Origin of the sequence: Bradyrhizobium lupini, assembly GCF_040939785.1 — a bacterium.
Taxonomy (GTDB): Bacteria; Pseudomonadota; Alphaproteobacteria; order Rhizobiales; family Xanthobacteraceae; genus Bradyrhizobium; species Bradyrhizobium canariense_D.
The window spans coordinates 162252-188293 of record NZ_CP162553.1 but is presented as its reverse complement, the minus strand read 5'-3'; the positions used below and the strand labels follow the sequence as shown (position 1 = coordinate 188293).

General features: G+C 63.5%; 25 protein-coding genes. 13 read left to right on the top strand and 12 right to left on the bottom strand.

The window, feature by feature from the left end; genetic code table 11:
- Position 1: 1 nt before the first annotated feature.
- From sufB to AB3L03_RS00945, 7 genes are all read left to right on the top strand, one after another.
- Positions 2-1498 (top strand): Fe-S cluster assembly protein SufB, encoded by a 1497-nt coding sequence (gene sufB, locus AB3L03_RS00975; RefSeq protein WP_007609805.1) that lies wholly within the window; start codon positions 2-4, stop codon positions 1496-1498.
- A gap of 62 nt (positions 1499-1560) precedes the next feature.
- On the top strand, positions 1561-2313 hold the full coding sequence (gene sufC, locus AB3L03_RS00970) for a Fe-S cluster assembly ATPase SufC (RefSeq protein ID WP_007609807.1): 753 nt from the start codon (positions 1561-1563) through the stop codon (positions 2311-2313).
- Between the two features lie 10 nt (positions 2314-2323).
- Positions 2324-3628 carry a Fe-S cluster assembly protein SufD gene (gene sufD, locus AB3L03_RS00965; protein WP_368508072.1) on the top strand — a complete coding sequence of 435 codons (1305 nt, stop codon included), beginning with the start codon at positions 2324-2326 and terminating at the stop codon, positions 3626-3628.
- A complete protein-coding gene (locus AB3L03_RS00960) occupies positions 3625-4872 on the top strand; it encodes a cysteine desulfurase (protein WP_204511094.1) in 1248 nt (415 codons plus the stop codon). Before sufD ends, AB3L03_RS00960 begins: the two co-directional genes overlap by 4 nt.
- Positions 4869-5240 carry an SUF system Fe-S cluster assembly protein gene (locus tag AB3L03_RS00955; protein ID WP_007591551.1) on the top strand — a complete coding sequence of 124 codons (372 nt, stop codon included), beginning with the start codon at positions 4869-4871 and terminating at the stop codon, positions 5238-5240. Before AB3L03_RS00960 ends, AB3L03_RS00955 begins: the two co-directional genes overlap by 4 nt.
- A 74-nt stretch (positions 5241-5314) precedes the next feature.
- Complete coding sequence (locus tag AB3L03_RS00950) at positions 5315-5725, top strand: iron-sulfur cluster assembly accessory protein (RefSeq protein WP_007609828.1); 411 nt, start codon at positions 5315-5317, stop codon at positions 5723-5725.
- 181 nt (positions 5726-5906) lie between these two features.
- Positions 5907-6347, top strand: a complete 441-nt coding sequence (locus AB3L03_RS00945; RefSeq protein WP_204511095.1) for a TfoX/Sxy family protein — start codon at positions 5907-5909, stop codon at positions 6345-6347.
- Between the two features lie 60 nt (positions 6348-6407).
- Here AB3L03_RS00945 and fabA read toward each other — a convergent pair whose 3' ends face one another.
- From fabA to AB3L03_RS00925, 4 genes are all read right to left on the bottom strand, one after another.
- Positions 6408-6938, bottom strand: coding sequence for a bifunctional 3-hydroxydecanoyl-ACP dehydratase/trans-2-decenoyl-ACP isomerase (fabA, locus tag AB3L03_RS00940; RefSeq protein WP_085353496.1), 531 nt, complete (start codon positions 6936-6938; stop codon positions 6408-6410).
- A gap of 105 nt (positions 6939-7043) precedes the next feature.
- Entirely contained in the window at positions 7044-8111 is a 1068-nt protein-coding gene (locus AB3L03_RS00935; protein WP_204511096.1) for a GGDEF domain-containing protein, read from the bottom strand.
- Between the two features lie 166 nt (positions 8112-8277).
- On the bottom strand, positions 8278-9846 hold the full coding sequence (locus AB3L03_RS00930) for a DEAD/DEAH box helicase (protein WP_204511097.1): 1569 nt from the start codon (positions 9844-9846) through the stop codon (positions 8278-8280).
- A 271-nt stretch (positions 9847-10117) separates the two neighbouring features.
- Complete coding sequence (locus tag AB3L03_RS00925) at positions 10118-11083, bottom strand: helix-turn-helix transcriptional regulator (protein WP_085353493.1); 966 nt, start codon at positions 11081-11083, stop codon at positions 10118-10120.
- Between the two features lie 210 nt (positions 11084-11293).
- Between AB3L03_RS00925 and AB3L03_RS00920 the strand changes: the two genes are divergently transcribed.
- Entirely contained in the window at positions 11294-12808 is a 1515-nt protein-coding gene (locus AB3L03_RS00920) for a caspase domain-containing protein (protein ID WP_368508071.1), read from the top strand.
- A 135-nt stretch (positions 12809-12943) separates the two neighbouring features.
- Here AB3L03_RS00920 and AB3L03_RS00915 read toward each other — a convergent pair whose 3' ends face one another.
- Positions 12944-13078: a hypothetical protein gene (locus AB3L03_RS00915; protein ID WP_007591544.1), complete on the bottom strand. Its 135-nt coding sequence runs from the start codon at positions 13076-13078 to the stop codon at positions 12944-12946.
- Positions 13079-13197: 119 nt separating this feature from the next.
- On the opposite strand from AB3L03_RS00915, the gene AB3L03_RS00910 reads away from it, so the two are divergent.
- Both AB3L03_RS00910 and AB3L03_RS00905 read left to right on the top strand, forming a co-directional pair.
- A complete protein-coding gene (locus tag AB3L03_RS00910) occupies positions 13198-14454 on the top strand; it encodes an FAD-dependent oxidoreductase (protein WP_368508070.1) in 1257 nt (418 codons plus the stop codon).
- A gap of 179 nt (positions 14455-14633) precedes the next feature.
- Positions 14634-15404 (top strand): outer membrane protein, encoded by a 771-nt coding sequence (locus AB3L03_RS00905; protein WP_204511099.1) that lies wholly within the window; start codon positions 14634-14636, stop codon positions 15402-15404.
- Positions 15405-15512: 108 nt separating this feature from the next.
- Here the strand turns inward: AB3L03_RS00905 and AB3L03_RS00900 are convergent, their stop codons facing one another.
- The 4 genes from AB3L03_RS00900 to parE all read right to left on the bottom strand — a co-directional run bounded on the left by AB3L03_RS00900 (position 15513) and on the right by parE (position 19990).
- On the bottom strand, positions 15513-16283 hold the full coding sequence (locus AB3L03_RS00900; RefSeq protein WP_018454440.1) for an SDR family NAD(P)-dependent oxidoreductase: 771 nt from the start codon (positions 16281-16283) through the stop codon (positions 15513-15515).
- Between the two features lie 20 nt (positions 16284-16303).
- Positions 16304-16489: a hypothetical protein gene (locus AB3L03_RS00895; protein ID WP_007609848.1), complete on the bottom strand. Its 186-nt coding sequence runs from the start codon at positions 16487-16489 to the stop codon at positions 16304-16306.
- Positions 16490-16710: 221 nt separating this feature from the next.
- A complete protein-coding gene (locus AB3L03_RS00890) occupies positions 16711-17493 on the bottom strand; it encodes an outer membrane protein (RefSeq protein ID WP_018454438.1) in 783 nt (260 codons plus the stop codon).
- Positions 17494-17947: 454 nt separating this feature from the next.
- Positions 17948-19990, bottom strand: a complete 2043-nt coding sequence (parE, locus tag AB3L03_RS00885; RefSeq protein ID WP_018454437.1) for a DNA topoisomerase IV subunit B — start codon at positions 19988-19990, stop codon at positions 17948-17950.
- 273 nt (positions 19991-20263) lie between these two features.
- On the opposite strand from parE, the gene AB3L03_RS00880 reads away from it, so the two are divergent.
- The 3 genes from AB3L03_RS00880 (at position 20264) to argC (ending at position 22660) form a co-directional block, all read left to right on the top strand.
- Positions 20264-20794: a DedA family protein gene (locus AB3L03_RS00880; RefSeq protein WP_018454436.1), complete on the top strand. Its 531-nt coding sequence runs from the start codon at positions 20264-20266 to the stop codon at positions 20792-20794.
- Between the two features lie 223 nt (positions 20795-21017).
- Positions 21018-21680 (top strand): FMN-binding negative transcriptional regulator, encoded by a 663-nt coding sequence (locus tag AB3L03_RS00875; protein ID WP_368508069.1) that lies wholly within the window; start codon positions 21018-21020, stop codon positions 21678-21680.
- Positions 21677-22660, top strand: coding sequence for an N-acetyl-gamma-glutamyl-phosphate reductase (argC, locus tag AB3L03_RS00870; RefSeq protein ID WP_368508068.1), 984 nt, complete (start codon positions 21677-21679; stop codon positions 22658-22660). Before AB3L03_RS00875 ends, argC begins: the two co-directional genes overlap by 4 nt.
- Positions 22661-22725: 65 nt before the next feature.
- On the opposite strand, the gene AB3L03_RS00865 is transcribed toward argC, so the two are convergent.
- From AB3L03_RS00865 to AB3L03_RS00855, 3 genes are all read right to left on the bottom strand, one after another.
- Positions 22726-23493: an outer membrane protein gene (locus AB3L03_RS00865; protein WP_368508067.1), complete on the bottom strand. Its 768-nt coding sequence runs from the start codon at positions 23491-23493 to the stop codon at positions 22726-22728.
- Positions 23494-23675: 182 nt separating this feature from the next.
- Positions 23676-24074 carry an MAPEG family protein gene (locus AB3L03_RS00860; RefSeq protein ID WP_018454432.1) on the bottom strand — a complete coding sequence of 133 codons (399 nt, stop codon included), beginning with the start codon at positions 24072-24074 and terminating at the stop codon, positions 23676-23678.
- Between the two features lie 65 nt (positions 24075-24139).
- Positions 24140-25948: an alpha/beta hydrolase gene (locus AB3L03_RS00855; RefSeq protein WP_204511103.1), complete on the bottom strand. Its 1809-nt coding sequence runs from the start codon at positions 25946-25948 to the stop codon at positions 24140-24142.
- Positions 25949-26042: the final 94 nt, after the last annotated feature.

Genomic DNA, 26042 nt, shown 5'->3' with positions numbered 1-26042 from the left:
AATGCCAGCCGTGCAAGAGACGGTCGAGCGCGTGAAGCGCATCGACGTCGATCAGTATCGTTATGGGTTTGAGACCCTGATCGAGTCCGACAAGGCCCCAAAGGGGCTGTCGGAAGAAACCGTCAAGTTCATCTCCGAGAAGAAGAACGAACCCGCCTGGATGCTCCAGTGGCGGCTCGAGGCCTATCGGCGCTGGCTGACCATGACCGAGCCGACCTGGGCCCGCGTCGACTATCCCAAGATCGACTTTCAGGACCTCTATTATTATTCGGCTCCCAAGCCGAAGAAGACGATCACCTCGCTCGACGAGATCGATCCCGAGATTCTGAAGACCTACGAGAAGCTCGGCATTCCCTTGCGGGAAGTCGCCATGCTCGAAGGCGTCGAGCCGAAGCCCGGCGAGGAAGACCCCAACAGGCGCAAGATCGCGGTCGACGCGGTGTTCGATTCGGTCTCGGTTGCGACCACCTTCAAGGCCGAGCTGAAGAAGGCCGGCGTGATCTTCATGCCGATCTCGGAGGCGATCCGCGAGCATCCCGAGCTGGTGCAGAAATATCTGGGATCCGTGGTGCCGACGTCGGACAATTTCTACGCAACGCTGAACTCGGCGGTGTTCTCGGACGGCTCGTTCGTTTACGTGCCGCCGGGCGTGCGCTGCCCGATGGAACTGTCCACCTACTTCCGCATCAACGAGCGCAACACTGGCCAGTTCGAGCGCACGCTGATCATTGCCGACAAGGGCTCCTACGTCTCTTATCTCGAGGGCTGCACCGCGCCGCAGCGCGACGAGAACCAGCTGCACGCGGCCGTGGTCGAACTCGTCACGCACGACGACGCCGAGATCAAATATTCGACGGTGCAGAACTGGTATCCCGGCAATTCGGAAGGCAAAGGCGGCATCTACAATTTCGTCACCAAGCGTGGTGACTGCCGCGGCAACAATTCCAAGATCTCCTGGACCCAGGTCGAGACAGGTTCGGCGATCACCTGGAAGTATCCGAGCTGCATCCTGCGGGGCGACAATTCGCGTGGTGAATTCTATTCGATCGCGATCTCGAATGGCTATCAGCAGGTCGACAGCGGCACCAAGATGATCCATCTCGGCAAGAACACGTCGAGCCGTATCATCTCCAAGGGCATCGCCGCCGGCAGATCGCAGAACACCTATCGCGGCCTCGTGACGGCGCATCGCAAGGCGACCGGCGCGCGCAACTTCACCGCCTGCGATTCGCTGTTGATCGGCGACAAATGCGGCGCGCACACCGTGCCCTACATCGAAGCCAAGAACTCGTCGGCGACGTTCGAGCACGAGGCCACCACGTCCAAGATCTCCGAGGACGTGCTGTTCTACTGCATCCAGCGCGGCCTCACGCAGGAGGAGGCGGTCGGCCTCGTCGTCAACGGCTTCGTCAAGGACGTGCTGCAGCAACTGCCGATGGAATTCGCGGTGGAAGCGCAGAAGCTGATCTCGATCTCGCTTGAAGGATCGGTCGGCTAGCGCCGGCCCTCGCGGCGCGCGTCGCGCGCCCTATGCATCATTTGAATAAACTGGACACCAAGATGGCTTTGCTTGAAGTGAAAGACCTCAAGGTTCGTGTCGAGGAGCGTGAGATCCTCCATGGGTTGACGCTGACCGTGAACGAGGGCGAGATCCACGCGATCATGGGGCCGAACGGCTCCGGCAAATCGACGCTGTCCCACGTCATCGCCGGCAAGCCTGGTTACGAGGTCACCGACGGCGAGATCCTGTTCAAGGGCGAAGACCTGCTCGCGATGGCGCCCAACGAACGGGCCGCCAAGGGCGTGTTCCTGGCGTTCCAGTATCCGGTCGAGATCCCCGGCGTCTCCACCATGAATTTCCTGCGCACCGCGCTGAACGCGCAGCGCAAGGCGCGCGGCGAGGGCGAATATTCGACGCCCGACTTTTTGAAGAAAGTCCGCGAAGTCTCGAAGTCGCTGAACATCCCGCAGGACATGCTCAAGCGCGGTGTCAATGTCGGCTTCTCCGGCGGCGAGAAGAAGCGCAATGAGGTGCTGCAGATGGCGCTGTTCGAGCCGAGCCTGTGCATCCTCGACGAGATGGATTCCGGCCTCGACATCGACGCGCTGCGCATTGCAGCCGACGGCGTCAACGCGCTGCATTCGCCCAAGCGCGCGATGGTCGTCATCACCCATTATCAGCGGCTGCTGAACTATATCGTGCCTGACGTCGTGCACGTGATGTCAAAAGGCCGTGTCGTGAAGAGCGGTGGCAAGGAACTGGCGCTGGAGCTGGAAGCGTCCGGCTACGCCCAGTTCGAGGACGCCGCGTAAGGAATTTGAGATGAACGTTGCTGTGGCAAAGACCGGAAACGGCCGCGCGGTGAGCGATCTCTTCGCCAGCGCCGAAAGCCGGCTGCCGGGTTCGCCTTCCGTGATCGCGGTACGCCGCGAGGCGTTCGAGACCTATGAGCGTCTCGGCCTGCCGCACCGCCGGATCGAGGAGTGGAAGTACACCGATCTGCGCGCGCTGGTCGGCGAGGTACTGCCGCTCGCGGCTGCGCCCGATGCGACTGCGTTGAAGCGCGCCGCGGACGCGGTGAAAGCACATGCGATCGCCGGCGCCCGCAAGCTGGTGCTGGTCGACGGTGTGTTCGCTCCCGATCTCTCCGACGTCAAGGCGCTCGCCTCCGAGGCGAGCTTTAAGACGTTGCGGGAGACGCTGGAGAAGGATTCCGGTCTGTTAAGGACCGCGGCCATCGATGCGGTGATCGCGCTGAACGCGGCGATGGCGACCGACGGTGTCGTGCTTGATATCGCCGACGGCACGCAGCTGTCCGCGCCGATCCAGATCATCCACATCGCGGTTGCATCTTCCGCGTCGGCTTTCACCCGCTCGCAGGTTGCGGTCGGGAAGGGCGCTCGTGCCACCATCATCGAGAGCTTTGTCGCGGCCGGCGCCAAGGCTTACCAGGTCAACGATGCCGTCATCCTCTCGGTTGGCGATAATGCCGACATCGCGCATATCCGTCTGATGGACGATTCGCCGGATGCGGTGAACATCACCTCGGAGTTCGTCACGGTCGGTGCGAATACAAAGCTCAACTTCTTCAACATGACGACCGGCGCGGCAGTCAGCCGCCTGCAAGGCTTCATCACGCTGGCAGGCGAGGGCAGCGAGCTCTCGGTCAACGGCGTGAACCTGTTGCAGAAGACCGAACACGGCGACACCACGCTGGTGGTCGACCATGCCGTGCCGAACTGCGTCAGCCGAGAAGTTTTCCGCGCCGTGATCGACGATCGCGCCCATTCGGTGTTCCAGGGCCGCATCATCGTTCGTCCCGATGCGCAGAAGACCGACGGCAAGATGATGATCCGCGCGCTGCTGCTCTCGGATGAGGCGGAAGCCGACAACAAGCCCGAGCTCGAGATCTTTGCGGACGACGTCTCCTGCGGTCACGGCGCCACCGCCGGTGCGCTGGACGACAGTCTGCTGTTCTATCTGAAGGCGCGCGGCCTGCCGGAGAAGCAGGCCCAGGCGCTGCTGATCCAGGCCTTCGTCGGCGAGGCGATCGAGCAGATCGCCGACGATGATCTGCGCGAGCACGTGATCGGCATTGCCGAGCGCTGGCTGGAGCGGCGCCAATGAGCACGCATCCGGCAGTCAAGAACGGCTCTTACGACGTTGCGCGCGTGCGCCAGGATTTTCCGGCGCTGGCCATGCAGATCTACGGCAAGCCGCTGGTCTATCTCGACAACGCCGCATCTGCGCAGAAGCCGAGCGCCGTGCTCGATCGCATGACGCAGGCCTACACCTCCGAATATGCCAACGTGCACCGCGGCCTGCATTATCTCGCCAACGCCGCGACCGAAGCCTATGAGGGCGGCCGCACCAAGGTGGCGCAGTTCATCAACGCGCCGCGGACCGAGGAAGTGATCTTCACCCGCAACGCGACCGAGGCGATCAACCTCGTCGCCTCGTCCTGGGGCGAGCCGAACATCAAAGCAGGCGACGAGATCGTCATTTCGATCATGGAGCACCACTCCAACATCGTGCCCTGGCATTTCCTCAGGGAACGCCATGGTGCCGTGATCAAATGGGCGCCGGTCGACGACGAGGGCAATTTCCTCATCGACGAATTCGAAAAGCTGCTGACGTCGAAGACCAAGCTGGTCGCGATCACGCAGATGTCGAACGCGCTTGGCACCATCGTCCCGGTCAAGGACGTCGTGAAGATCGCCCACGCCCGCGGCATTCCCGTGCTGGTCGACGGCAGCCAGGGCGCGGTGCATATCCCAGTCGACGTCCAGGACCTCGGCTGCGACTTCTATGTCTTCACCGGCCACAAGGTCTACGGGCCGACCGGCATCGGCGTGCTCTGGGCCAACTACGACCACCTGGTCGCGATGCGCCCCTATAACGGCGGCGGCGAAATGATCCGCGAGGTCTCGCGCGACATCGTCACCTACGGCGATCCCCCGCACAAATTCGAGGCCGGCACGCCGGCGATCGTCGAGGCCGTCGGGCTCGGCGCCGCGATCGACTACGTCAATTCGATCGGCAAGGAGCGCATCGCCGCGCACGAGCACGATCTCGTCACCTACGCCCAGGATAAGCTGCGCGAGATCAACTCGCTGCGGCTGATCGGCACGGCGCGGGGCAAGGGCCCGGTGATCTCCTTCGAACTCAAGGGCGCGCACGCCCACGACGTCGCCACCGTGATCGACCGCCAGGGCATCGCGGTGCGCGCCGGCACCCATTGCGTGATGCCGCTTTTAGAGCGGTTCAACGTCACAGCCACATGCCGGGCGTCGTTCGGCATGTATAATACGCGGGAAGAAGTCGATCATCTGGCACAGGCGCTGTTGAAGGCGCGGGATTTGTTCGCATGAGTGACACGGCCGAAATCAAAGCCAATCCGATGGAAACCCAGTCGGCGCTGCCGCCTGAGGAGACCGAGCGTCTCACCACCGAGATCATCGCCGGGCTCAAGACCGTGTTCGACCCGGAAATCCCGGCTGATATCTACGAGCTCGGCCTGATCTACAAGGTCGAGATCAAGGACGATCGTTCCGTCGATGTGCAAATGACGCTGACGACACCGAATTGCCCGGCCGCCGGCGAGCTGCCGACCATGGTCGAGAACGCGGTCGCCAGCGTCCCCGGCGTCGGCGTGGTCGACGTCAAGGTGGTCTGGGAGCCGGCCTGGACGCCGGAACGCATGAGCGACGAGGCCCGCCTCGTGCTCAACATGTGGTGACGCGTAACCTCGGCTTTAGATCCTTGTTAGATCCTTGGCATTGAATTCGCTCGGCAACGGACCACATCATTGACATGACACAGATATCGTCGGGCTCGACACCAGCATCCACTCCAAAGCCGAGGCGGCCCCGCCCGCAGGTCATGCGGCTGACGGACGCTGCCGCCCAGCGCATCAGCGAGCTGACCCAGCGGGCCGATTCCGAGATCGTTGGCCTGCGCGTCGGCGTCAAGAACGGCGGCTGTGCCGGACAGTCCTACACCGTCGAATACGCCCATGATGTCCGGCCGACCGACGAGGTCGTCGAGGACAAGGGCGTCAAGATCCTGGTCGATCCCAAGGCCGTGCTGTTCCTGCTCGGCACCGAGATGGACTACAAGGCCGACAAGATGCAGGCCCAGTTCGTTTTCAATAACCCCAACCAGATCTCCGCCTGCGGCTGTGGCGAGTCGGTCGAGCTGCGTCCGGCGCAGATCGACGGGTAGTCCGTTTCTCGCAAATCACTCCGCTGTCGTCCTGGCGAAGGCCAGGATCCATACCGCGTGATCTCGCGGTGATCGTCGGTGCCAATACCGACGCTGGCACGACTGGCAGTCTTCGCTAAACTCCCTCCCGTGGAATGGGTCCTGGCTTTCGCCAGGACGACCGTGCGGAAATAGTTCAGCCATGGACCGCGAATTTCTGATCGACCTGTTCGCCGATTTCGGCCCCGTCGCCATCCGGAAAATGTTCTCCGGCTACGGCATCTCCGCCGACGGCGTCAACTTCGCGCTGGCCTTGCGCGCCGGCCTGTTTTTTCGCGCTGACGAGATGACCATCCCGGATTTTGAGGCGGAAGGCTCGAAGCCGTTCCAATACTCGACCCGCGCCAAGACCGTGGTGGTGAACTCCTATTGGGAGCTGCCGGCCCGCCTGTTCGACGATTCCGCGGAACTCGCGCAATGGGCGAGGGCCGCGCTTGCTGCTGCCCAGCGCGCCAAGGTGAAGAAGCCGCCCAAGGTGAAGAAGGCGGCGAAGAAGGTTGCGAAGAAGCCCGTTGCAACGAAGCGGCCGACCAAGAAGAAAACAATGCGCAGGGCGGGCAAAGCGAAGCGTGCCCTCCGCTGAGGTGCTGGTGTGGGAGATGATGGGCATGGCGCTGAGCGCCTTTGCCCACCCGATGGGACTTCACTCCACGGCCTTGGTCAGACCAACCCGCATGTCCCTGGCGGTGAAGACGCAGACGCCGTCGGCCAGCACGCGACCGTCGGCAATTCCGAGCACCAGCTTGCCGCGCCGGACCATCCTCATGGAGACCTCGTAGCGCACGCGTTGCGCGTTCGGTGTGACCTCGCCCGTGCACGCGACTTCGCCGACGCCGATGGCGCGGCCCTTGCCCGGCGAGCCCGACCATCCCAGCCAGTAGCCGACCATCTGCCACATGGCATCCAAACCCAGAGACGCTGGCATCGTGGCATCGCCGTGATAGTGGCAATCGAAGAACCAATGGCCCGGCGCGATGTCGAGCTCGCCGACGATATGGCCCTTGCCGAACTCTCCGCCATCCAGGCTGATCTCCGTGATGCGGTCCATCATCAGCATCGGCGGCGCTGGCAATTGCGCATTGCCCGGCCCGAAATAGCCGCCCTCGCTCGATCTCAGCAGCTCGTCCCTGGTGTAGGACGGTTGCGGTGAGTGAAAATCATGCGGATTGGGCAAGACGACAAGTCCTCCGGATCTTCGCAGTCGGACGCCTCAAGACGGCGAGGGAGATGTCGTTCGTCGGGTCAGAATGTCAAGCGCTGGCGGTGCGCGGCTTCGGCGTCACGCCACCCGGTTATGGGTCTCGACCGTGAATTCCGGATCGGCCTCGCAGATCACGCGGTTGCGGCCGTTGCGTTTGGCGGCGTAGAGGCAGGCATCCGCGCGTTCGATCAGCGCATCGGTGTCGTCACCCTGCTTGAGCATGGAGACGCCGACGGAGATGGTGACCCGGCCAAGGATTTCGCCGGTGGACTTCTTCTTTAGTTCCTTCGCCATCACCGCGCGGCGGATGTGATCGGCCACCGTGAGGGCCTGGCGCAGCGCGGTGTTGGGCAGCACGACCGCGAATTCCTCGCCGCCATAGCGGGCGGTGATGTCCTGGCCCTTGATGGTCTGCTTCAGCGACAGGCCGACCAGCCGCAGCACCTGGTCGCCGGTGAGATGGCCGTAGGAATCGTTGAACGACTTGAAATGATCGATGTCGACCAGCAGCAGCGACAGCGGCTCGCCGGAGGCGAGCGCGCCTTGCACGGCCATGTCGATCATGCGATCGAAATATTTGCGGTTGCCGAGCCCCGTCAGCGGATCGGTCAGGCTCTCGGCGCGGATCGCCTCCAGGCTCTGCTGGAGGTTGCTGATCTCGCTCCTCGAGAGCGTCAGCCGGTCTTCCAGCGCCTTGTTGGTCTCGCGCATCTCGCTGGTCGAATGCAGCAGCGTCTCGACGATCGACTTGATCTGCTCGCGGCTTTCGGCCGATGACAGCTTTTTGGTCGCGTCCGACAGGCTCGCATCGTAGGAGCCGGTCATCGCGAGCGCGTCGCCGAGAACCTTTATGACGTCGTCGATCTCGCCGATGACGCGCGCGCCGACCTTGTCGATGCGCTCGGTGGTCTTGATGTGGGAGAGGTAGGTCTCGTAGATGTGATCGAGATCGGCTTCGGTCAGCTTGCCGCTTCGCGCCAGCGTCTCGTTGATGATCTTGTTGAGCGGGGCGTTGTAGCCGGTGGCGTAGACGTACCAGATCTCGTAATTGCGGGGAATTGCCGTCTGCCGTAGCGATCGGATCTGACCGAGCGCTACCTGGGCGAACGCCATCGTGCGTTCGTGTTCGTCGAGCAACTTGACCACGGAACATACCCCACAGCGATCGGCGTGCCGACGACCGCAGCAATACTTAAATTATGTTCGTAGGCTAACGGACGATCGTGAACGCCCCGTAAATATACGTCCACGAATGCATCCGAAAAAGTGCGCGCCGGCTTGGTTTCAACCAAAGCCGGGCGCGCATCGTGCTTCAGGCGCCGGCGGGGGAGCGAACCGGACGCAGCAGAAATGCCGGCAGATGCGAGTGGTCACCCGGCTCGCTGTCGGCTTCGCGTTGGCGGCGCGGCTCGGGACGGCCGATCGACGGCACATGCGACGGATTGGCCTGCTGGCGCGCACCGTCACGCGGCTCGGATGATGGCTTGGCTTCGCGCGGCGGCCTGGCTTCACGCGAAGGTCTTGCTTCACGCGGAGGCCTTGCCTCGCGCGCGGGCCTTGCTTCGGAAGCGGGCCTTGCTTCGGAAGCGGGCCTTGCTTCGGTCGAAGGCTGTGCCTCGCCACGCGGTTCGCGCGGCTCGTGGCTGCGCTCACGATCGCGGCCGCGCTGCGGCTTGCCGCGTCCGCCGCGTGACCGTTCACGGCCGCGCTGCTCGCGCGGACGCTCGCTCGCGTCGGAAGCATCGGTGCGGACTTCGAAATCGCCCTCCGCGCGTGGAATGCTCTGGCCGATCAGCTTCTCGATCGCCACCATCGATTTCTGGTCGAGCGGCGTGACGAGCGAGATCGCCATGCCGGACCGGCCTGCGCGACCGGTGCGGCCGACGCGGTGGACATAATCGTCGGGATGGTGGGGAACGTCGAAATTGAAGACGTGGCTGACCTCGGGGATGTCGAGGCCGCGGGCGGCGACGTCGGATGCGACCAGCAGGGGCAGCTCGCCCTTGCGGAACTGCTCGAGTGCCGCCGTGCGGGCCGACTGGTCCATGTCGCCGTGCAGCGCGCCGACGCTGAAGCCGTGCTTTTGCAGCGATTTGTGAACGACGGCGACCTCGCGCTTGCGATTGCAGAAGATGATCGCGTTCTGGAGATCCTTGGCCTCGCGCAGCAATCGGCGAAGCAGCTCGCGCTTCTCGTGCGCCTCGCGCCCGGCCGGGACCTGACACTGCGTAACGGTGACAGCGGTGGTGGCGGGCTTCGATACCTCGATCTTCTGCGGATTGTGCAGGAAGGTTTCGGTGATGCGCCGGATCTCCGGCGGCATGGTCGCGGTGAAGAACAGGGTCTGCCGCGTGAACGGGACGAGCTTGCAGACGCGCTCGATGTCGGGAATGAAGCCCATGTCCAGCATGCGGTCGGCTTCGTCGATGACGAGCAGCTCGACGCCGGTGAGCAGCAGGCCGCCGCGCTCCGTGTGGTCGAGCAGGCGGCCGGGAGTGGCGATCAGCACGTCGACGCCGCGCGTCAGCTTGGCATCCTGGTCGCCGAAGGAAACGCCGCCGATCAGGAGGGCGACGTTGAGTTTCTGGCCCGCGCCGTAGCGGTCGAAGTTTTCCTTCACCTGCGCCGCGAGTTCGCGGGTCGGCTCAAGGATCAGGGTGCGCGGCATGCGCGCCCGGGCGCGACCCTTTTCGAGGATGGTGAGCATCGGCAGCACGAAGGCCGCGGTCTTGCCGGTGCCAGTCTGGGCGATGCCGAGCACGTCCTTGCGAGCGAGGACGTGAGGGATTGCCTGTTCCTGAATGGGGGTGGGGGTGGTGTAACCGGTGGCCGCCACTGCAGCGAGGACTTTTTCGGATAGTCCGAGATGGGTAAAAGACATTGAGCCTCTGGTCGAAACCGCCGTTCGGAATCGAGGGTAATAAGGCTGTCGCGTTCCACCCCAAAACGGCGCGCTCTCAAAGAAGCTGGGGGTGCTGACTCACGCGAACAAAGCGCCAAGCTCAGGAATCGCTCTTCGATCTGAGCCGCGTCGCCACGGAACATAGGGGGAATCGGCCAAAGTCAATGGAGCGGGCGCGGGAAGGCCCTAAAAAACCTGAGGTTTTCGCCCAAATAGTGGGAGCGGCTGCGGTTTTCCGCCCAAACGTCGGCTAGCGCCCCTCCGGCCCCTGCGCGCGGAAGTCGCCGGGCGCGATCCCGTAGGCGGCGTTGAAGACCCGGTAATAGGTCGCGACGCTCTCGAAGCCGCAGGAGGTCGCGATGTCGGCAATCAACCGGTCCGGGGCTTCGCGCATCAGGCGGCGGCTCTGGTTCAGGCGTTCGTCCGTCACGGTTTGCGAAAAACTCCTTGCCGCGCTTTCGAACAGCATGTGCAGGTGACGCACGGAGACACCGAGCAGGTCGGCCACCATGGCCGGCGCCAGATTTGGGTCTTGCAGGTGCCGCGCGATCAGGCGCCGTGCCTGCGAGAGCCGGGCGGTCCGCAGCGCGGCCTGCCCGAGGCGGCTGCCGGCCCGCAGCATGCCGCGCTCGATCAGCGCCAGATGGGCTAAAGCCTCGACGAGCGAAGCGGCATCGGCGGCGCCGTCATCACCCGCGGCAACCGTACCGAGATCGGCGAAGCAGGCGTCGAGCAGGGGCTTCAAGCCGGGATCGTCGAACGTCCGGGGCGCAAGCTCGCGCATGCGCTTGTCCTGCATGGAGAGGCCGCTCACGGGAATCTTCAGGATCCGCAGGTGGAAGCCGCCCGTGCCCAGCGGCGTGGCGCGATAGGTCTGGTCGGTATGGCTGGTGGCGAAGCTGCCATTGGCGATCGTGAAGTCGCTGCCGCGCATGCCGCCGAACCACGCGCCGCTGCCGAGCTGCTGATAGACGCAGAGGCTGTCGCCCGGCGCGTGAGCGATGTCGGTCACGCTGCGCTCGACCGTGTAATGGGAGGCCTTCAGCTCGACGAGGCCGGCTCCGCCAAGCCGGCGCAGCGAGAATTCGCCGAAGAAGTTCGCGCGGCGTTCGGGCTCGAGTTCGACGGTGACGCCGAACAGGCCCTTGGCGCGCACCTCGCGCCAAAAGTCGAAGCGGTCGTGCGGCTCGACCTCGTCGGTGCACCAGCGATACACGGCGGCCCCTCGCTTCCAGCGGAATTGCCCACAAGAATTGACCGAGAAAAAGCAAATTCCGGTGGCATCTACCATAGGCTAGACAACAGACCTGAGTCCTCAGGGCGGTTGAACCAGCGATGTGGCTGGGCCGACTATCACATCAACGGCGCGGTTCCCATGAACCGCTGTTCGAGGGAACCGGCGTGGGCCGTTCTTGAGGGATTTTCGATGACGCGTCGGCTTCTCAGAGTACTGGCAGCGCTTGGCCTTGCGGCCGGCCTCAGCGGTTTCGCGCTTCCCGCCTGTGCCGAGAAGCGCGTTGCGCTCGTCGTCGGCAACAACGACTACAGGAACGTTCCGAAGCTGCTCAAGGCGGTCAACGACGCCCGCACCATGGGCGATACGCTGAAGCAGCTCGGATTCTCCGTGATGCTCGCCGAAAACCAGAGCCGGCAGCAATTTTCGGAGACGCTGCTCGCGTTCGATCGGACGATCGAGCCCGGCGACACCGCGTTCTTCTTCTATGCCGGCCACGGCTTCGAGATCGCAGGCCAGAACTATCTGCTGCCGACGGACGTGCCCGCGGCGACGGAAGGGCAGGAAGAACTGGTGCGTGACGCCTCCATCCTGGCCGATCGCATCGTCGAGCGCCTCCAGAACAAGAAGGCGCGGACCTCGATCCTGGTGTTCGACGCCTGCCGCAACAACCCGTTCGAGCGCAAGGGTACCCGCGCCGTCTCCGGTGGCGGCGGGCTTGCCCCGATGGTGCAGCTGCCCGAAGGCGTGTTCTCGGTCTTCTCGGCGGGCCCGCGCCAGACCGCGCTCGACCGCCTCTCCAATGACGACGCCAATCCCAATTCGGTATTCACGCGCACCTTCGCCAAGGAACTGCTCCAGCCCGGCGAGAACCTGGTGCAAGTGGCGCAGCGTACGCGCCGTCTCGTGAGCGAGATGGCCGACACTGTCAAGCACAGGCAGGTGCCGGTCTATTTCGATCAGATGGTCGATGACGTCTTCCTCAGCGGCATCGCCAAGGATGCCGCCGCGCGCCCGGCCGATCCGCCGGCGCAGAAGCTCGCGGCGCTGCCACCGGTGTCGGTGCCGCGCGTGCCGAAGGAGGAGACCACCAACGCGCCGATCGCGAGCTTCTCGCGTCACAATGGCGGCTGGAGCGTGGTGTTCTCATTTCCCGATCCGACCCTCGGCGTTTCCTGGCGCATGGCCGGCAACGGCGACTTCCGCGAAACCGGCTTCATCGATACGCTCGACCCGCGCACGCGCAAGAGGATGCCGAACCCGTCGATCGAATTGCCGCCGGACGCGCAGGCCGGCACTATCGAGGTCCGCTATGTCGACCAATCCGGTGACATGCAGGGGCCGTTCCCGATCAGGTTCGATCCCGAAGCCGCGCTGATCCGTGACCAACGCAAGATCCTGGACATGACCGCGACGAGCTGGCTCTCATTCCGCGAGTTCAACGGGCTGCTGGTCTACTACACGCACCTCGTGTCCTACCGCTGCGCCATCCGCGAGGTGCGCATCGGCATCGACACCGCCGTTCCGAACCAGGTGTTGAAGATGCCGGGCTGCGACATGCGCGATCCCAGTGCGATCAGCGCCGGCACGCCGCTCTCCATGAAGCTCGCGCCTGCAACGCAGTTCATCTCGGTGGAGCTGACCTATCGTGACGGCAGCGTGTCGGAGATCAAGAGCTTCCGCAGCGCGAACCGCGGCAACAACTGAGGTGTCGAGCAGGCCGCGTAGCTATTCGCGGCGCTTCCGGATGAAGCGTTTGAGGGCCTCGATCAAGGACGGGGTCAGCGGGAAGAAAGCGCCCATCGCGATCGAGATGATGACTTGGCGCGGCAGGAGCTTGACCTACTCCTCGTACGGATAACCGTTCTGTTCGATGCGCACCGGCGCAAGCGGCGGCCTGCGCGGTGCGATCATGATCAAGACGAAAAGCACGTTGATCAGGATCCAGACGCCGAGCAGTATGAGGATTGTCTGCACTGCAATTTCCCGAATGAGTCGGAATTGGAGGCAAGGCTAACGGCCATTCACAACCGCAGCAAATGAATCTTGCTTGCTGCACTGCACAGAATGCTTGGCTCGTGAAGGAGGACCCGACCGTGAAACCCGATACGTTGCAGCGTCCCCAGGGCTCCTCGCTGAAGGTGCGGTGTTGCATCGTCGGCGGCGGACCGGCGGGCATGATGCTCGGCTATCTCCTCGGGCGCGCCGGCATCGATGTCGTGGTGCTGGAGAAGCATGCGGATTTCTTCCGCGACTTCCGCGGCGACACCGTGCATCCTTCGACGCTCCAGGTGATGGACGAGCTCGGCCTGATCGACGGATTCCTGAAGCTGCCGCATCAGCGCTTGCAAAAGCTGGACGGCCTGTTCGGCGGTACCCCCGTTCGCATCGCCGATCTCAGCCGGCTCCGCACCAAGTACCCCTTCATCGCCTTCATGCCGCAATGGGATTTCCTGAATTTCCTGCGCGAGGCCGGCCAGCGCTTCGCCTCGCTGCAGGTGATGATGAACACGGAGGCCGTCGATCTGATCCGCCGCGGCGAGACCATCGCCGGCGTGCGGGCGAATACGCCTGACGGCATCGTGGATATCGAAGCCGATCTCACCATCGCATGTGACGGCCGGCATTCGACCGTGCGCCAGCATTCCGGCCTCGAGGTCGAGGAGATCGGCGCGCCAATGGACGTGCTGTGGTTCCGCGTCGGACGCAAGGCGAACGAGACCGAGAACCTGTTCGCGCGCGTCGAGCCCGGCAAGATGATGATCACCTTCGACCGCGGCGACTATTGGCAGTGCGCCTATGTCATCGCCAAGGGACAATACGACGCGGTGAAGGCGAGGGGATTGCAGGCGCTGCTCGACGGCGTCGTTCGCATGGCGCCGGTCCTGAAGAGCGGCATAGCCGAGGTGAAGAACTTCGACGATGTCAAGCTGCTCACCGTCGCGATCAACCGCCTGCCGCGCTGGACGCGGCCGGGCCTGCTTCTGATCGGCGACGCCGCACATGCGATGTCGCCGGTCGGCGGTGTCGGCGTCAATCTCGCCGTCCAGGATGCGGTCGCGACCGCAAACCTGCTGGCGGACGAGCTGCAGCGCGGCTGCCCGTCGGAGGACGAACTCGATGCCGTGCGCCGTCGCCGCGAATTCCCGGTGAAGATGACGCAGCGGATGCAGATGATCGTGCAGAACAACATCATCAGCGGCGCCTTGCAGGGCGGCGACCGGCCGCTGAAAGTGCCGCTGGTCCTGCGCCTCATCACCGCGCTGCCGTGGCTCCAGGGCATTCCGGCGCGCCTGCTCGCGCTTGGCGTCCGGCCCGAGCACGTGCAGTCGAAGGCTGCGCCGGCACGGTAGCGCAAGGGCCCGGTAGGGATAACGCGGCGTTAAATCGCGCTCGACGCGTTGCCTGCGTGCAACAGCGCAAACGGATTGAAGGCGCGCTGCTTGCCAATCCGACGTCTTAACTGTCTTGATTCAAATTTGAGTAAGACCTGCGTGTGAGCGTGCACCCATCAAAGGACACGGGGTGTACCATGCGTAACAAGTTGATTGCCGCCTTCGCCTGCACGACCGCTCTGATTTCGACCGGCGCCGCTTCCGCCGCCGATCTCGGTGCTCGGCCCTACACAAAGGCGCCGGCCTATATGGAGTCGATGTTCAACTGGACCGGCTTCTATGTCGGCGGCCACATCGGCGGTGCATGGACCAACGAGCAGTTCATCAACAACGGGACCGGCGCACCGTTTGGCGATCTGACCCCGGGGCAGGGCTACCGTCAGCGCAACTCCGGCATCCTGGGCGGCGCCCAGATCGGCTACAATTGGCAGGCCAACAACTACGTGTTCGGTATGGAAGGCACGATCTCGGGCCTCGACAACAAGGGCTCGTTCTTGAACACCGCGTTCGGCGCGGGTGACGACGTGTTCTCCTGGCGCACCAATGTGCTTGCCACCGTCGTCGGTCGCGCGGGCTTCGCCGTGCAGAACAACCTGTTCTACATCAAGGGCGGCTATGCCGGCGTGAACAACCGTCTGTCGGTCACCGATACGGTCGGTCCGGCCACCGGTTCCGGCGGTCAGACCCATTGGGCCAACGGCTGGACCGTCGGTGCCGGCTGGGAATACGGCATCACCCGCAACTGGATCGTCGGCCTCGAGTACAACTACGCAGCCTTCGCCAGCCAGACCTATCAACTCGGCGGCACCTCCGGCAATTACAGCTTCGATGCCAAGCCGCGCGACCTGCAGTGGGCCGTCGTGCGCGCCAGCTACAAGTTCGACGCGCCGGTCATCGCCCGCTACTAAGTGGGTCAACGAACGACCAAGCAGCCATAAAAGACGATCACTGCCCAAATTCAAAAGCCCCGGCATAGTCCGGGGCTTCTTTTTTGTGTGCAGATTTATTGGTGCGGCCTACGCCATCACCGAGAACCCGCCATCGACGGGGATCGCGGTGCCGGTGACGAAGTTGGAGGCGGATGAGGCGAGGAACACGGTGATGCCGGCGAAGTCGTCGATGTCGCCCCACCGCCCCGCAGGCGTGCGTGCCAGCACCCGCTCGTGCAATCCCGATACCTGCTGCCGCGCACCGCGGGTCAGGTCGGTGTCGATCCAGCCCGGCAGGATGGCATTGACCTGGATGTTGTCGGGCGCCCACGCATTGGCGCAGGCGCGCGTGTACTGAACGATGCCGCCCTTGCTCGCCGCATAGGCCGTTGCGAAGCTCGCGCCGAAGATCGACATCATCGAGCCGATGTTGATCACCTTGCCGTTGCCGGACGCCTTCAGCGCCGGATAAGCCAGCTTCGAGCACAGGAAGGCGCTGGTGAGATTGGTGTTGATCACCGTGTTCCACTCGTCGAGCTCGAGCTCGTGCGGCGGCTTGCGGATGCTCATGCCGGCATTGTTGATGAGGATGTCGATGCGGCCGAAATCCCTGACGACGCGATCGATCATCGCGGCGATGGCCGCCTTGTCGGTGACGTCGGTGGCAACACTGATCGCCTTCACGCCGCGCTGACTGAGATCAGCGACGGCGGCGGCGGATTTGGTTTCGTTGCGCCCGACCACGGCGATGTTGGCGCCGGCATCGGCGAGGCCACGGGCCATTCCGAGCCCGATGCCGCCATTGCCTCCCGTGACAATCGCGACCTTGCCGCGGAGATCGAACCGACTGGTTGTCATGCTGCTATTCCCTGGTTCTTCTATTGGTTGCTCTGCCAGATCAGCACCAGCCCGAAGCCGGCCATGGCTGCGCCATAGCCGGCCCATTGCAGCTGGTTGACCATGAAGCTCGATCGCGGCCACGCGACGGTGCCCGTACCCTGTCCGATCCAGAGCAGCCCGACGGCAAGGGCAAACAGGCCTGCTATCAGCAGAAATCTGCGCATGCATTCCTCCCCGGCGGTTTGCTTCTGTCGTGACGCGACATGACGATTGCCGCGGCCCGAAAACTTGCCGGGAGACTAGCCGTAGCCGTGGTCGGGATACAATGGCCGCTGATGCAGGCCGCAGGGCGGATGCATGTCCATACGCAAGGTCCGCTGAAGCACCGTACAACGAAAAAGCCCCGGACGATGCCGGGGCTTTGACGTCTGAACTTGCGTTCGGATCAGTACTTCGCGACGACCGGACCGGTCCAGTTGAAGCGGTAAACCAGCGAAGTCGAGATCGTCTGGTTCCAGCTGTTGGCGCGAATGCTCTGACCGACCGGGAGGTTACCGGCATCGAACAGGATGTCCTGGGTCTTGGCATTGTAGAAGGCCGAACGGTACTCGGTCTTCATGAACCAGCCGGGCGACTGGATGCCGAAGATGTTCAGGTTGTTCTCAACGCCGCCGCCGATGAACCAGCCATTGCGGTTGTAGCCGTTGAGGTGAACGCCGGCCGGAGCGCCAGCCAAGGTCATGAAGTTGGTGCTGCCGAAGTGGGCGCCGGAGTAACCGCCGTTGACGTAGGAGAGAACGTTCGGAGCGACCAGCCAGCCGAGGCGCACACCAGCGGCCCAGGAGTCTTCCAGCTTCTGGTTGCCGGTGATGCCGAGCAGGGGATCTTGAATGGTAGCACGGATGCTGCCGAACTGACCGTCAGCGAACACGCCGGCGACCCAGGTGCCACTGAACTGCCAGTCGTAGCCGAGACCGACGGTGCCGAACCAGCCCGAGCCACCCTGGCGCTGATCGATCGTCAGGGGAACTGCGCCAACCGTGGTCTGGACGCGCTGGTCAGAGGCCGAGAGGCCGCCGCCGGCGCCGCCGAAGATGTAGAAGCCGGTCCAGTTGGCGACGGGAGCCGCCATCGGGGCCTTCGCGTAGGGACGGGCGCCAAGGTCAGCGGCCGAAGCCGAAGCGGTCATGGCAGCAACCGCGGTCAGTGCGAGCAAAATCTTCTTCATCTTAAAAATCCCCAAGCTTTGGTCTGTCTGGCAGGCGCGAGCGCACTGAAGTCCGTGTGATCTGATGTCCCGGACTATACCTGCTTCTCTCCGAAATGCTGTTGCAGAGCAGGCACAGTCGCCGGGAAACGCCGCACGGCAGGGATTCTGGGTGCCGTCGTGGAAATGTGAAATAAGTACGCATTATCAATGCAGTACGTCGAATTTTGCGATTTGCGTTTTGGTAGCTTCTCGTTAGCGAATTCGGCTTTGTCCGAAATGGAGGCAGTCCTGCATCAGTCATGGCTCGGTGAGTCGTTGGCCGAGTCGCGGCGCGATGAGGCCGGGATCAACGAAATCGAGGCGAACGTTGGCAGGATTGGCGGGAAAGAGCGGTTGTCATCTCCCAAAAACAAAAGAGCCCCGGGCATCATGCCGGGGCTCTGGATGGATACGACCGGGCAGCGCCTGCGGATCAGACGTCCAGCAGGTCGTCGTTGGCGAATTCGGCCTTGTCCGAGATGAACGCGAAGCGCGCTTCGGCCTTGGTGCCCATCAGGCGCTCCACCGAATCCGCCGTGGTGTCGCGGTCGTCGGCAAGCAGAACCACTTTCAACATGGTCCGCTTTGCCGGATCCATGGTGGTTTCCTTGAGCTGCGCCGGCATCATTTCGCCGAGGCCTTTGAAGCGATTGACCTCGACCTTGGCGTTGGCGTTGAACTCGCTCTTGATCAGCGCTGCCTTGTGCGCGTCATCGCGGGCGTAGACCGACTTCGTGCCGTTGGTCAGCTTGTAGAGCGGCGGCACGGCGAGGAAGAGATGGCCTTCGTCGATCAGCCGCGGCATCTGCCGGTAGAAGAAGGTGATCAGCAGTGAAGCGATGTGGGCACCGTCGACATCGGCGTCGGTCATGATGATGATGCGCTGATAGCGCAGATCCTCTTCCCGATACTGCGCGAGCATCCCGCAGCCGATCGCCTGCACGAGGTCGGCGAGCTGCGTATTCGCCGTCAGCTTGTCCTTGCCGGCGGACGCGACGTTGAGGATCTTGCCGCGCAGCGGCAGCACGGCCTGGGTCTTGCGGTCGCGCGCCTGCTTGGCGCTGCCGCCGGCCGAGTCACCCTCGACGATGAAGAGTTCTGAGCCTTCCAACCCTGCATCGCTGCAATCGGCGAGCTTGCCGGGGAGGCGCAGCTTCTTGCCGGCGGTCTTGCGCGCGGTCTCCTTCTCCTGGCGGCGGCGCAGCCGCTCCTCGGCGCGGTCGACCACGAAGTCGAGCAGCCTGTTGGCCTGGTTCGGATTGCCCGACAGCCAATGGTCGAACGGATCCTTCATCGCCTGTTCGACGATGCGCTGCGCTTCGGCGGTGGCGAGACGGTCCTTGGTCTGGCCCTGGAATTCAGGCTCGCGCACGAACACCGAGAGCATCACGGCTGCACCCACCATCACGTCTTCTGACGTAATGGACGACGCGCGCTTGCCCTGGCCGACGCGTTCGGCGTGGTCCTTGAGGCCGCGCAGCAGCGCGCTGCGCAGCCCGGATTCGTGCGTGCCGCCGTCGGGCGTCGGCACAGTGTTGGTGTAGGAAGACAGGAAGCCGTCGGCATCCGCGGTCCAGGCCACCGCCCATTCGCAGGCGCCATGCGCGCCGTTGCGGCCCGACTTGCCGGAGAAGATGTCGGGATGCACCAGCGTGTCGGCGTGGATCGCGGCGGCCAGATAGTCCTTGAGGCCACCGGGGAAGTGGAACGTCGCTTCCGCCGGCACGTCGTCGACGCCCTTAAGCAGTTCGGGCGCGCAATTCCAGCGGATCTCGACGCCGCCGAACAGATACGCCTTCGAACGCGTCATCTTGAACAGGCGCTGCGGCTTGAACGCTGCCTTGGCACCGAAGATGTCGGTGTCCGGCTTGAAGCGCACGCGGGTTCCGCGGCGGTTGTTGATCTTGCCGAGATCCTCGAGCTTGCCCTTTGGGTGGCCGCGCTCGAACGTCATGCGATAGAGTTTCTGGCTGCGCGCGACCTCGACCTCGAGCAGCGAGGAGAGGGCGTTCACCACGGAGATGCCGACGCCGTGCAGGCCGCCCGAGGTCTCGTAGACCTTGGAGTCGAACTTGCCGCCCGAGTGCAGCGTGCACATGATGACTTCGAGCGCCGACTTCTTCGGGAATTTTGGATGCGGATCGACCGGGATGCCGCGGCCGTTGTCCGTGACGGTCAAAAAGCCGTCCGCGCTCAATTCGACTCCGATGAAGGTCGCATGCCCCGCGAGCGCCTCGTCCATCGAGTTGTCGATGACTTCGGCGAAGAGGTGATGCAGCGCCTTCTCGTCGGTGCCGCCGATATACATGCCGGGCCGGCGGCGCACCGGTTCCAGACCTTCGAGGACCTCGATGTCGGCTGCGGTGTAGTCGGCCTCGGCACCGCCCGCGCGCGGGGCGGCCTTGGCGGCGCGGGGCTTGGGCTCATCGCCGCCGAAAAAATCGTCTTTTGCTTTGGGCTTCAACTGCTTGGACATATATCTTTATGCGTTTTGAGGGCCGCATGAGCGGCGAATCGGTTGGGCCGACTATGCCACTTCTGACTTGGAAAGGTTATCGCGGGGCGGGCCGGGCGGTGTGGTTGGGAGCCAATCCCGGCGATTTTACGCCGCATCCCCATCAATTCCCGGCAATGTGACGGTCCGGTCCGGCTGGACCTGGCTTTGTGACTTGATGTCACACAAGTCATTGGCTTACCAGTCCTTTTCATCGAGCAGCACCTTCGGGCAGGACGGAAAGGCTATTTTTGAATGGAGCAGTTTGCGCACGGGCTCGCCGATTTCGTGCGCGCTCACCAGACGTGGGCAGCTCCCATCGTGTTCGTGCTCGCATTCGGGGAGTCGCTCGCCTTCATCTCGCTGCTGATCCCGGCCTGGGGCGCGTTGGTCGCTATCGGCGCGCTGATCGGCGCGAGTGGCATCAGCTTCTATCCGGTCTGGATCGCCGGTGGCATCGGGGCGGCGCTGGGCGACTGGGTCTCTTACTGGTTCGGCTATCGCTACAAGGAGCAGGTCGCGCAGATGTGGCCGCTCTCGCGTTATCCGGAACTCCTGCCCAGAGGCGAGGCCTTCGTGCGCAGCTGGGGCGTGCCGAGCATCTTCATCGGCCGCTTCTTCGGCCCCTTGCGTGCCTCCGTGCCGCTTGCAGCCGGCATTTTCGAGATGCCCTATTGGAGCTTCCAGGCCGCCAACTTCGTCTCGGCACTGATCTGGTCGGCGGCGCTGCTGCTGTTCGGAGATGTGATCGCCAAGATCATGGAATGGATCTGGGGCGTGGTGTGACGTCGGAACCTTGACGGCGACCGCAACTGGCCTTATAGCCCCGCGCCATGATCAACGCCGCGACCATTTTGTTCGCCCGGCGCCGCCGCCGCAGCTTTGCGGTTTGGGCGGTCGATCGCGTTTGAGATCATCGTCTTTGCCGCTGGATCCGATCCGCGGCATTCTCTCTCCTGTCAGTGCGATCTGATCCGGCGGCCACCAAGGAGGCCAGCAGGAGACTACGATGTACACGCCACCCTTTTTCAAGCAGGACCGCGCCGCGAGCCTGAAATTCGCCGACACGCGCGGCTTCGGCACCATGTGCGCCTTCGACGGCCACAAGCCGATCGCCTCGCCGCTGCAGTTCTATTTGACCTATGCCGCGGACGGCACGCCGCAGGCCGCGTTTCATGTCGCCCGTCACAATCCGCTGCTAAAGCTTGCGGACGGGACGACCTCCTGGCTCCTCGCGGTCAACGGCCCCGATGCCTACGTGTCGCCGGATTGGTACGTCTCGCCGGATCAGGTGCCGACCTGGCTGTACCAGTCGGTCCATCTGACCGGGCCGGTGCGGTTGTTGTCGGATGGTGAACTGGCCGTGCAAATCGATACGCTCAGCAACAAGTTCGAGAACTGGCTGTTGCCGAAGAAGCCGTGGACGTCGGGCAAGATGACGGCCGGGCGGCTCGAGGCGATGAAGAAGGCGATCGTGGGTCTGGTCATGACGGTTGAGGAGGTCGAAGCCAGCTTCAAGCTCAACCAGCACAAGTCCGACGCCGATTATATGGCGATCGCCAATGCGCTTGGCGCGCAAGCCCATGCCGACGCCAGGGAGATCGCGCAGCTGATGCAGGACGTAAGGCCGGAGGCCTTCGCATCCGAAACCAACGAAAGGAGCGCGCCATGAGCCTCACTGAAACGACGAAAGCACCGACCACTGGCGCTGCGACAAAGCCGGCCACCGTCTTCGTCGACGGCGGCTCCGGCACCACCGGGCTTGGCATCAACGAGCGGCTGAAGCTGCAGAGCGACGTGGTCGTGAAGACGATAGCCGACGACAAGCGCAAGGATCCCGCGGCCAAGAAGGCGCTGATGGAGAAGGTTGATCTGGTCATCCTCTGTCTGCCCGACGATGCTGCCAGGGAAACGGTTTCGCTCATCGACAGCATGGGGCCGTCGGGCCCGAAGGTGCTGGATGCCTCGACCGCATACCGGGTCGCGCCGGACTGGGCCTATGGCTTTCCGGAACTGACGCCGGATCAGGCTGGCAAGATCAAGGCTGCGAAGAAGGTGTCCAATCCCGGCTGCTATCCGACCGGCGCGATCGCGCTGCTGCGACCGATCGTCGATGCCGGCCTGCTGCCGCACGACTATCCCGTCACCATCAATGCGGTGAGCGGCTATTCCGGCGGCGGCAAGTCGATGATCGCGAGCTTCGAGGACGGCAGCGCGCCGTCCTTCGAACTCTACGGCCTCGGCTTCGAGCACAAGCATCTGCCGGAGATGCAGCTCTATTCGAACCTGACGCGGCGGCCGATCTTCATCCCGTCGGTCGGCAATTACCGGCAGGGCATGCTGGTGTCGGTGCCGCTCCAGCTCGACACGCTGCCCGGCAAGCCGAGCGGTGCGGACCTGCAAGCCGCATTGGCAGAACGTTACGCCGGCTCAAAATATGTCTCGGTGATGCCGCTGCAGAACGAGACGACCAAGGGTGGCAAGCTCGAGCCGGAAGGGCTCAACGAGACCAACACGCTCGAACTCTACGTCTTCGCCAGCGACAAGTACCATCAGGCGGTGCTGGTCGCGCGGCTCGACAATCTCGGCAAGGGCGCGTCCGGCGCGGCCGTGCAGAACATGCGACTAATGCTGGGATTGCCGGAGGCGTAGGAGCAACATTCGCTGCTCGTCATGACCGGGCTTGTCCCGGGCATGACGGCCGCGAGGGGCGCTTCTCAGTACTTCGCGATGATCGGGCCGCCGAACCTGTAGTTGATGCGGGCCGTGATCGAGTCGACGTCCTGGCCAATGCGGTCGGTACGTGAGAACGTGCCGACGGGTGCCAGCACGCCGTTTGCCGCGAGGGTAACGTCGCGCCGGCCCATGAACAGATGGTCGTATTCGAGGCCGACCGACCAGTTCGGCGCAAAGCCGTATTCGATGCCGACGCCGACCGTGCCGCCCCAGCGGGTGTCGTCGGCACCGTCGAACTCGGCTCCGGCCAGACCGCCGGTTCCGATGCCGCGGTAGCGATTGCGGGTGACGGCGGCGCCGCCCTTCGCGTAAAGCAGTGCGCTGTTCCAGGCGTAGCCGATCTGGCCGGTGAACAGGCCGAAAGCATCGACACGGGTGCGGTTCGCGACGCCGAGCACGGTGCTGGCGTTCCGGCCGGAGAGGTCCGCCCAGTCGCCCTGCGCTTCGAGGCCGAATACGAAGGCGCTGCTCTGCCAGCGATAACCGATCTGGCCGCCGGCGACGGCGCCCGTCGCGTCATGGCAGCCTTCCGCAACGCCGGCCGCGAAACCAACCGTCTGGTCCCAGCAATTGCGTGACGAGCCATATCCGCCGTTGGCGCCGATGTAGAAGCCGCTCCAATCATAGATCGCGGCGATCATCGGCGGCGCCTTGGTGTAGGGACGGGCGGCGAGATCTGCGGCGTTAGCCTGGGTCGCGACGGCAACGAGCGACAACGCGCCGACGGCGGATGCAATCTTCCAATTCATGTCTGCCCCGAATCAATCAATTGCGATGGGCAAATATACCTCTGGATGTGCGATCCATCGTGTCAGCCCAAGAGGGCATTGCTGCTTTTTTCCGCACTGTCGTCATTCGGCAACACCGGCAGCCGCGATAGGCCTTCGAGATTTCACCCGTTCGTTGCAGGCGCCAACCCAACCGGGGCCGATCAGAGCACCTTGAAGATCGCGAGCGCCAGCACGGCTTGGGCGAGAAAACCGACGGTGAAGGCGAGGGTGCGGAAGACGGGAATACCCATCGCATAGACGATCAGATGCGCAACGCGCGACCAGAAATAGACGGCGCAGGCAAGCACCGTCCACTTCGAGGAGTAGTCGATCGCATTCAGGATCAGCACCAGCGGCGCGAACAGCACGAGGTTCTCGACGGCGTTGTCATGCGCGAACATCAGGCGGTTCGCCCATTCCGACTGCGGCTTGTCGGTGCGCGAGGGATTGGCCATCGCACCACCAAGCCCGCGGATCTGGCAGCGGTTGATGGTGTAGGGAATCCAGAGGATTCCAGTCAGGACCACCGTCAGTGTCAGCCAGAACAATTCACGCGTCATAACCCGGTCCCCTCATCAATTTCTGCTGCAGGCATGGAGCTTATACGAAAGCGCGAAAGATTCTGCTATGCGCGAACCCTGACATAGCTGCCGGGTGCGTCCTCGATCGGGGGAAACGCCTCGCTGCCGACCGTGCGGGCCGGGACTTCCTCGGGATCGAGTGCGCCCAGCCATTGCCGCCAGTCCGGCCACCAGGAGCCCTTGTGCTCGACCGCGCCCTTCATCCACTCGGCGACGTTGGCGGACTTCACGTTGTCGTTGGTCCAGTACTGGTATTTGTTCGAGGCGGGCGGATTGACCACGCCGGCGATGTGGCCCGAGCCGGACAGCACGTATTTCACCGGGCCGCCGAAGAACTGGGAGCCGTACAGCACCGATTCAGCCGGCGCGATATGGTCCTCGCGGGTTGCGAGATTGTAGATCGGCACCATGACCTTGGAGAGATCGAGCAAGGTGTTGTCCAGCACCAACGTGCCGGTCGAGAGCCGGTTCTCAAGGTAGCAATTGCGCAGGTAGTACGAATGGTTCGACGCGGTCATGCGGGTCGCGTCCGAATTCCAGTGCAGCAGGTCGAACGCGCTCGGCTGCTGGCCTTTGAGGTAATTGCTGACGACATAGGACCAGATCAAATCGTTGGAGCGCAGCATGTTGAAGGCCATCGCCATCTTCGAGCCTTCGAGCACGCCCGCCGCCTTCATGTCCTGCTCGAGGGATGCGATCTGCTCCTCGTCGACGAACACGAGCAAATCACCGGCATGGGTGAAGTCGACCTGTGCCGCGAAGAACGTCGCGGACGCCACGCGCTGGCGGCGCTTCTCGGCGAGCCAGGCCAGCGTGGTCGCGAGCATGGTGCCGCCGACGCAATAGCCGGCGGTGTGCACCTTCATCTCGCCGGTGACCTTCTCGATCACGTCCATCGCCGTGAGCGGGCCTTCCTTCATGTAGTCTTCCCAGCTCTTGGCGCCGAGGCGTTTGTCGGGATTGACCCATGAGATCACGAACACGGTGATGCCCTGATCGACGCACCATTTGATGTAGGATTTCTCCGGCTTGAGATCGAGGATGTAGAATTTGTTGATCCAGGGCGGGATGATCAGGAGCGGCGTGCGCAGCACCTTCTCCGTCGCCGGCGCATACTGGATCAGCTGCATCATCTCGTTCTGGTAGATCACCTTGCCGGGCGTCGTCGCCATGTTCACGCCGACGACGAGATTGTCCGGATCGGACTGACGGATCTTCAGCGTGCCCTTGCCGGCGGCGATGTCCTCGGCCAGCATCTTCAGGCCGCGCGCGAGATTTTCGCCGCTGCTGGCCACCGTCGCGCGCAGCACTTCCGGATTGGTCAGCACGAAGTTGGAGGGCGATATCGCGTTGGTGACCTGCTGGACGTAGAACTCGGCCTTGCGGCGGGTCTGCGGATCGAGGCCATCGGCTTCGCGCACAAGCTCCTGCGCAAATTTGGTCGTGAGCAGATAGAGCTGCATCATGAAATCGAAGAACTGGTTCGACTTCCATTCCGGATCGGCAAAGCGCTTGTCGCGCGGCGAGGGTGCGATCGCGGGCGGTGCGTCCTGACCGGCCATGCGGCGCGCCGCCGAGCCCCAGAGGTCAAGATAGTCCTTGGCGAGCTTGGTCTGGAGTGCGGAGGCCCGCGACGTATCCGACAGCCAGTATTCGGCGACGGCGGTAAAGGTCTTGATGACCTCGGTAAGCTCCGCCGGCGGACGATCCTGCACCTCGCCGCTCTCGCGCGGCTTCAGGTACGCGGCAAGCGCCTTGCCGCCGCTTTCCATCGCCCGCGCGACATTCATCGCGAAGGCTTCCGCATCGAACTTCGTCTCGGGTTTGGGCGTATCGGTGGTGGCCATACTCATGAGGAGAACAGTAACGATTCATTCCGTATTCGTCACCGCGAAGCTCGCATGTTTGGCGTTAAACACTCTCGAAGATGTGTTGCAGTGCGACAAA

Bases quoted from the DNA above. Each gene is read 5' to 3' on its own strand.
- AB3L03_RS00905 (WP_204511099.1), top strand. From the start codon at position 14,634: ATGCGTAACAAGTTGATTGCCGCCTTCGCCTGCACGACCGCTCTGATT.
- sufC (WP_007609807.1), top strand. From the start codon at position 1,561: ATGGCTTTGCTTGAAGTGAAAGACCTCAAGGTTCGTGTCGAGGAGCGT.
- argC (WP_368508068.1), top strand. From the start codon at position 21,677: ATGAGCCTCACTGAAACGACGAAAGCACCGACCACTGGCGCTGCGACA.
- AB3L03_RS00895 (WP_007609848.1), bottom strand. From the start codon at position 16,489: ATGCGCAGATTTCTGCTGATAGCAGGCCTGTTTGCCCTTGCCGTCGGG.
- sufD (WP_368508072.1), top strand. From the start codon at position 2,324: ATGAACGTTGCTGTGGCAAAGACCGGAAACGGCCGCGCGGTGAGCGAT.
- AB3L03_RS00950 (WP_007609828.1), top strand. From the start codon at position 5,315: ATGACACAGATATCGTCGGGCTCGACACCAGCATCCACTCCAAAGCCG.
- parE (WP_018454437.1), bottom strand. From the start codon at position 19,990: ATGTCCAAGCAGTTGAAGCCCAAAGCAAAAGACGATTTTTTCGGCGGC.
- AB3L03_RS00945 (WP_204511095.1), top strand. From the start codon at position 5,907: ATGGACCGCGAATTTCTGATCGACCTGTTCGCCGATTTCGGCCCCGTC.
- AB3L03_RS00900 (WP_018454440.1), bottom strand. From the start codon at position 16,283: ATGACAACCAGTCGGTTCGATCTCCGCGGCAAGGTCGCGATTGTCACG.
- AB3L03_RS00960 (WP_204511094.1), top strand. From the start codon at position 3,625: ATGAGCACGCATCCGGCAGTCAAGAACGGCTCTTACGACGTTGCGCGC.
- AB3L03_RS00855 (WP_204511103.1), bottom strand. From the start codon at position 25,948: ATGAGTATGGCCACCACCGATACGCCCAAACCCGAGACGAAGTTCGAT.
- sufB (WP_007609805.1), top strand. From the start codon at position 2: ATGCCAGCCGTGCAAGAGACGGTCGAGCGCGTGAAGCGCATCGACGTC.
- AB3L03_RS00920 (WP_368508071.1), top strand. From the start codon at position 11,294: ATGACGCGTCGGCTTCTCAGAGTACTGGCAGCGCTTGGCCTTGCGGCC.
- AB3L03_RS00930 (WP_204511097.1), bottom strand. From the start codon at position 9,846: ATGTCTTTTACCCATCTCGGACTATCCGAAAAAGTCCTCGCTGCAGTG.
- AB3L03_RS00955 (WP_007591551.1), top strand. From the start codon at position 4,869: ATGAGTGACACGGCCGAAATCAAAGCCAATCCGATGGAAACCCAGTCG.
- AB3L03_RS00880 (WP_018454436.1), top strand. From the start codon at position 20,264: ATGGAGCAGTTTGCGCACGGGCTCGCCGATTTCGTGCGCGCTCACCAG.
- AB3L03_RS00875 (WP_368508069.1), top strand. From the start codon at position 21,018: ATGTACACGCCACCCTTTTTCAAGCAGGACCGCGCCGCGAGCCTGAAA.
- AB3L03_RS00860 (WP_018454432.1), bottom strand. From the start codon at position 24,074: ATGACGCGTGAATTGTTCTGGCTGACACTGACGGTGGTCCTGACTGGA.
- AB3L03_RS00890 (WP_018454438.1), bottom strand. From the start codon at position 17,493: ATGAAGAAGATTTTGCTCGCACTGACCGCGGTTGCTGCCATGACCGCT.
- AB3L03_RS00865 (WP_368508067.1), bottom strand. From the start codon at position 23,493: ATGAATTGGAAGATTGCATCCGCCGTCGGCGCGTTGTCGCTCGTTGCC.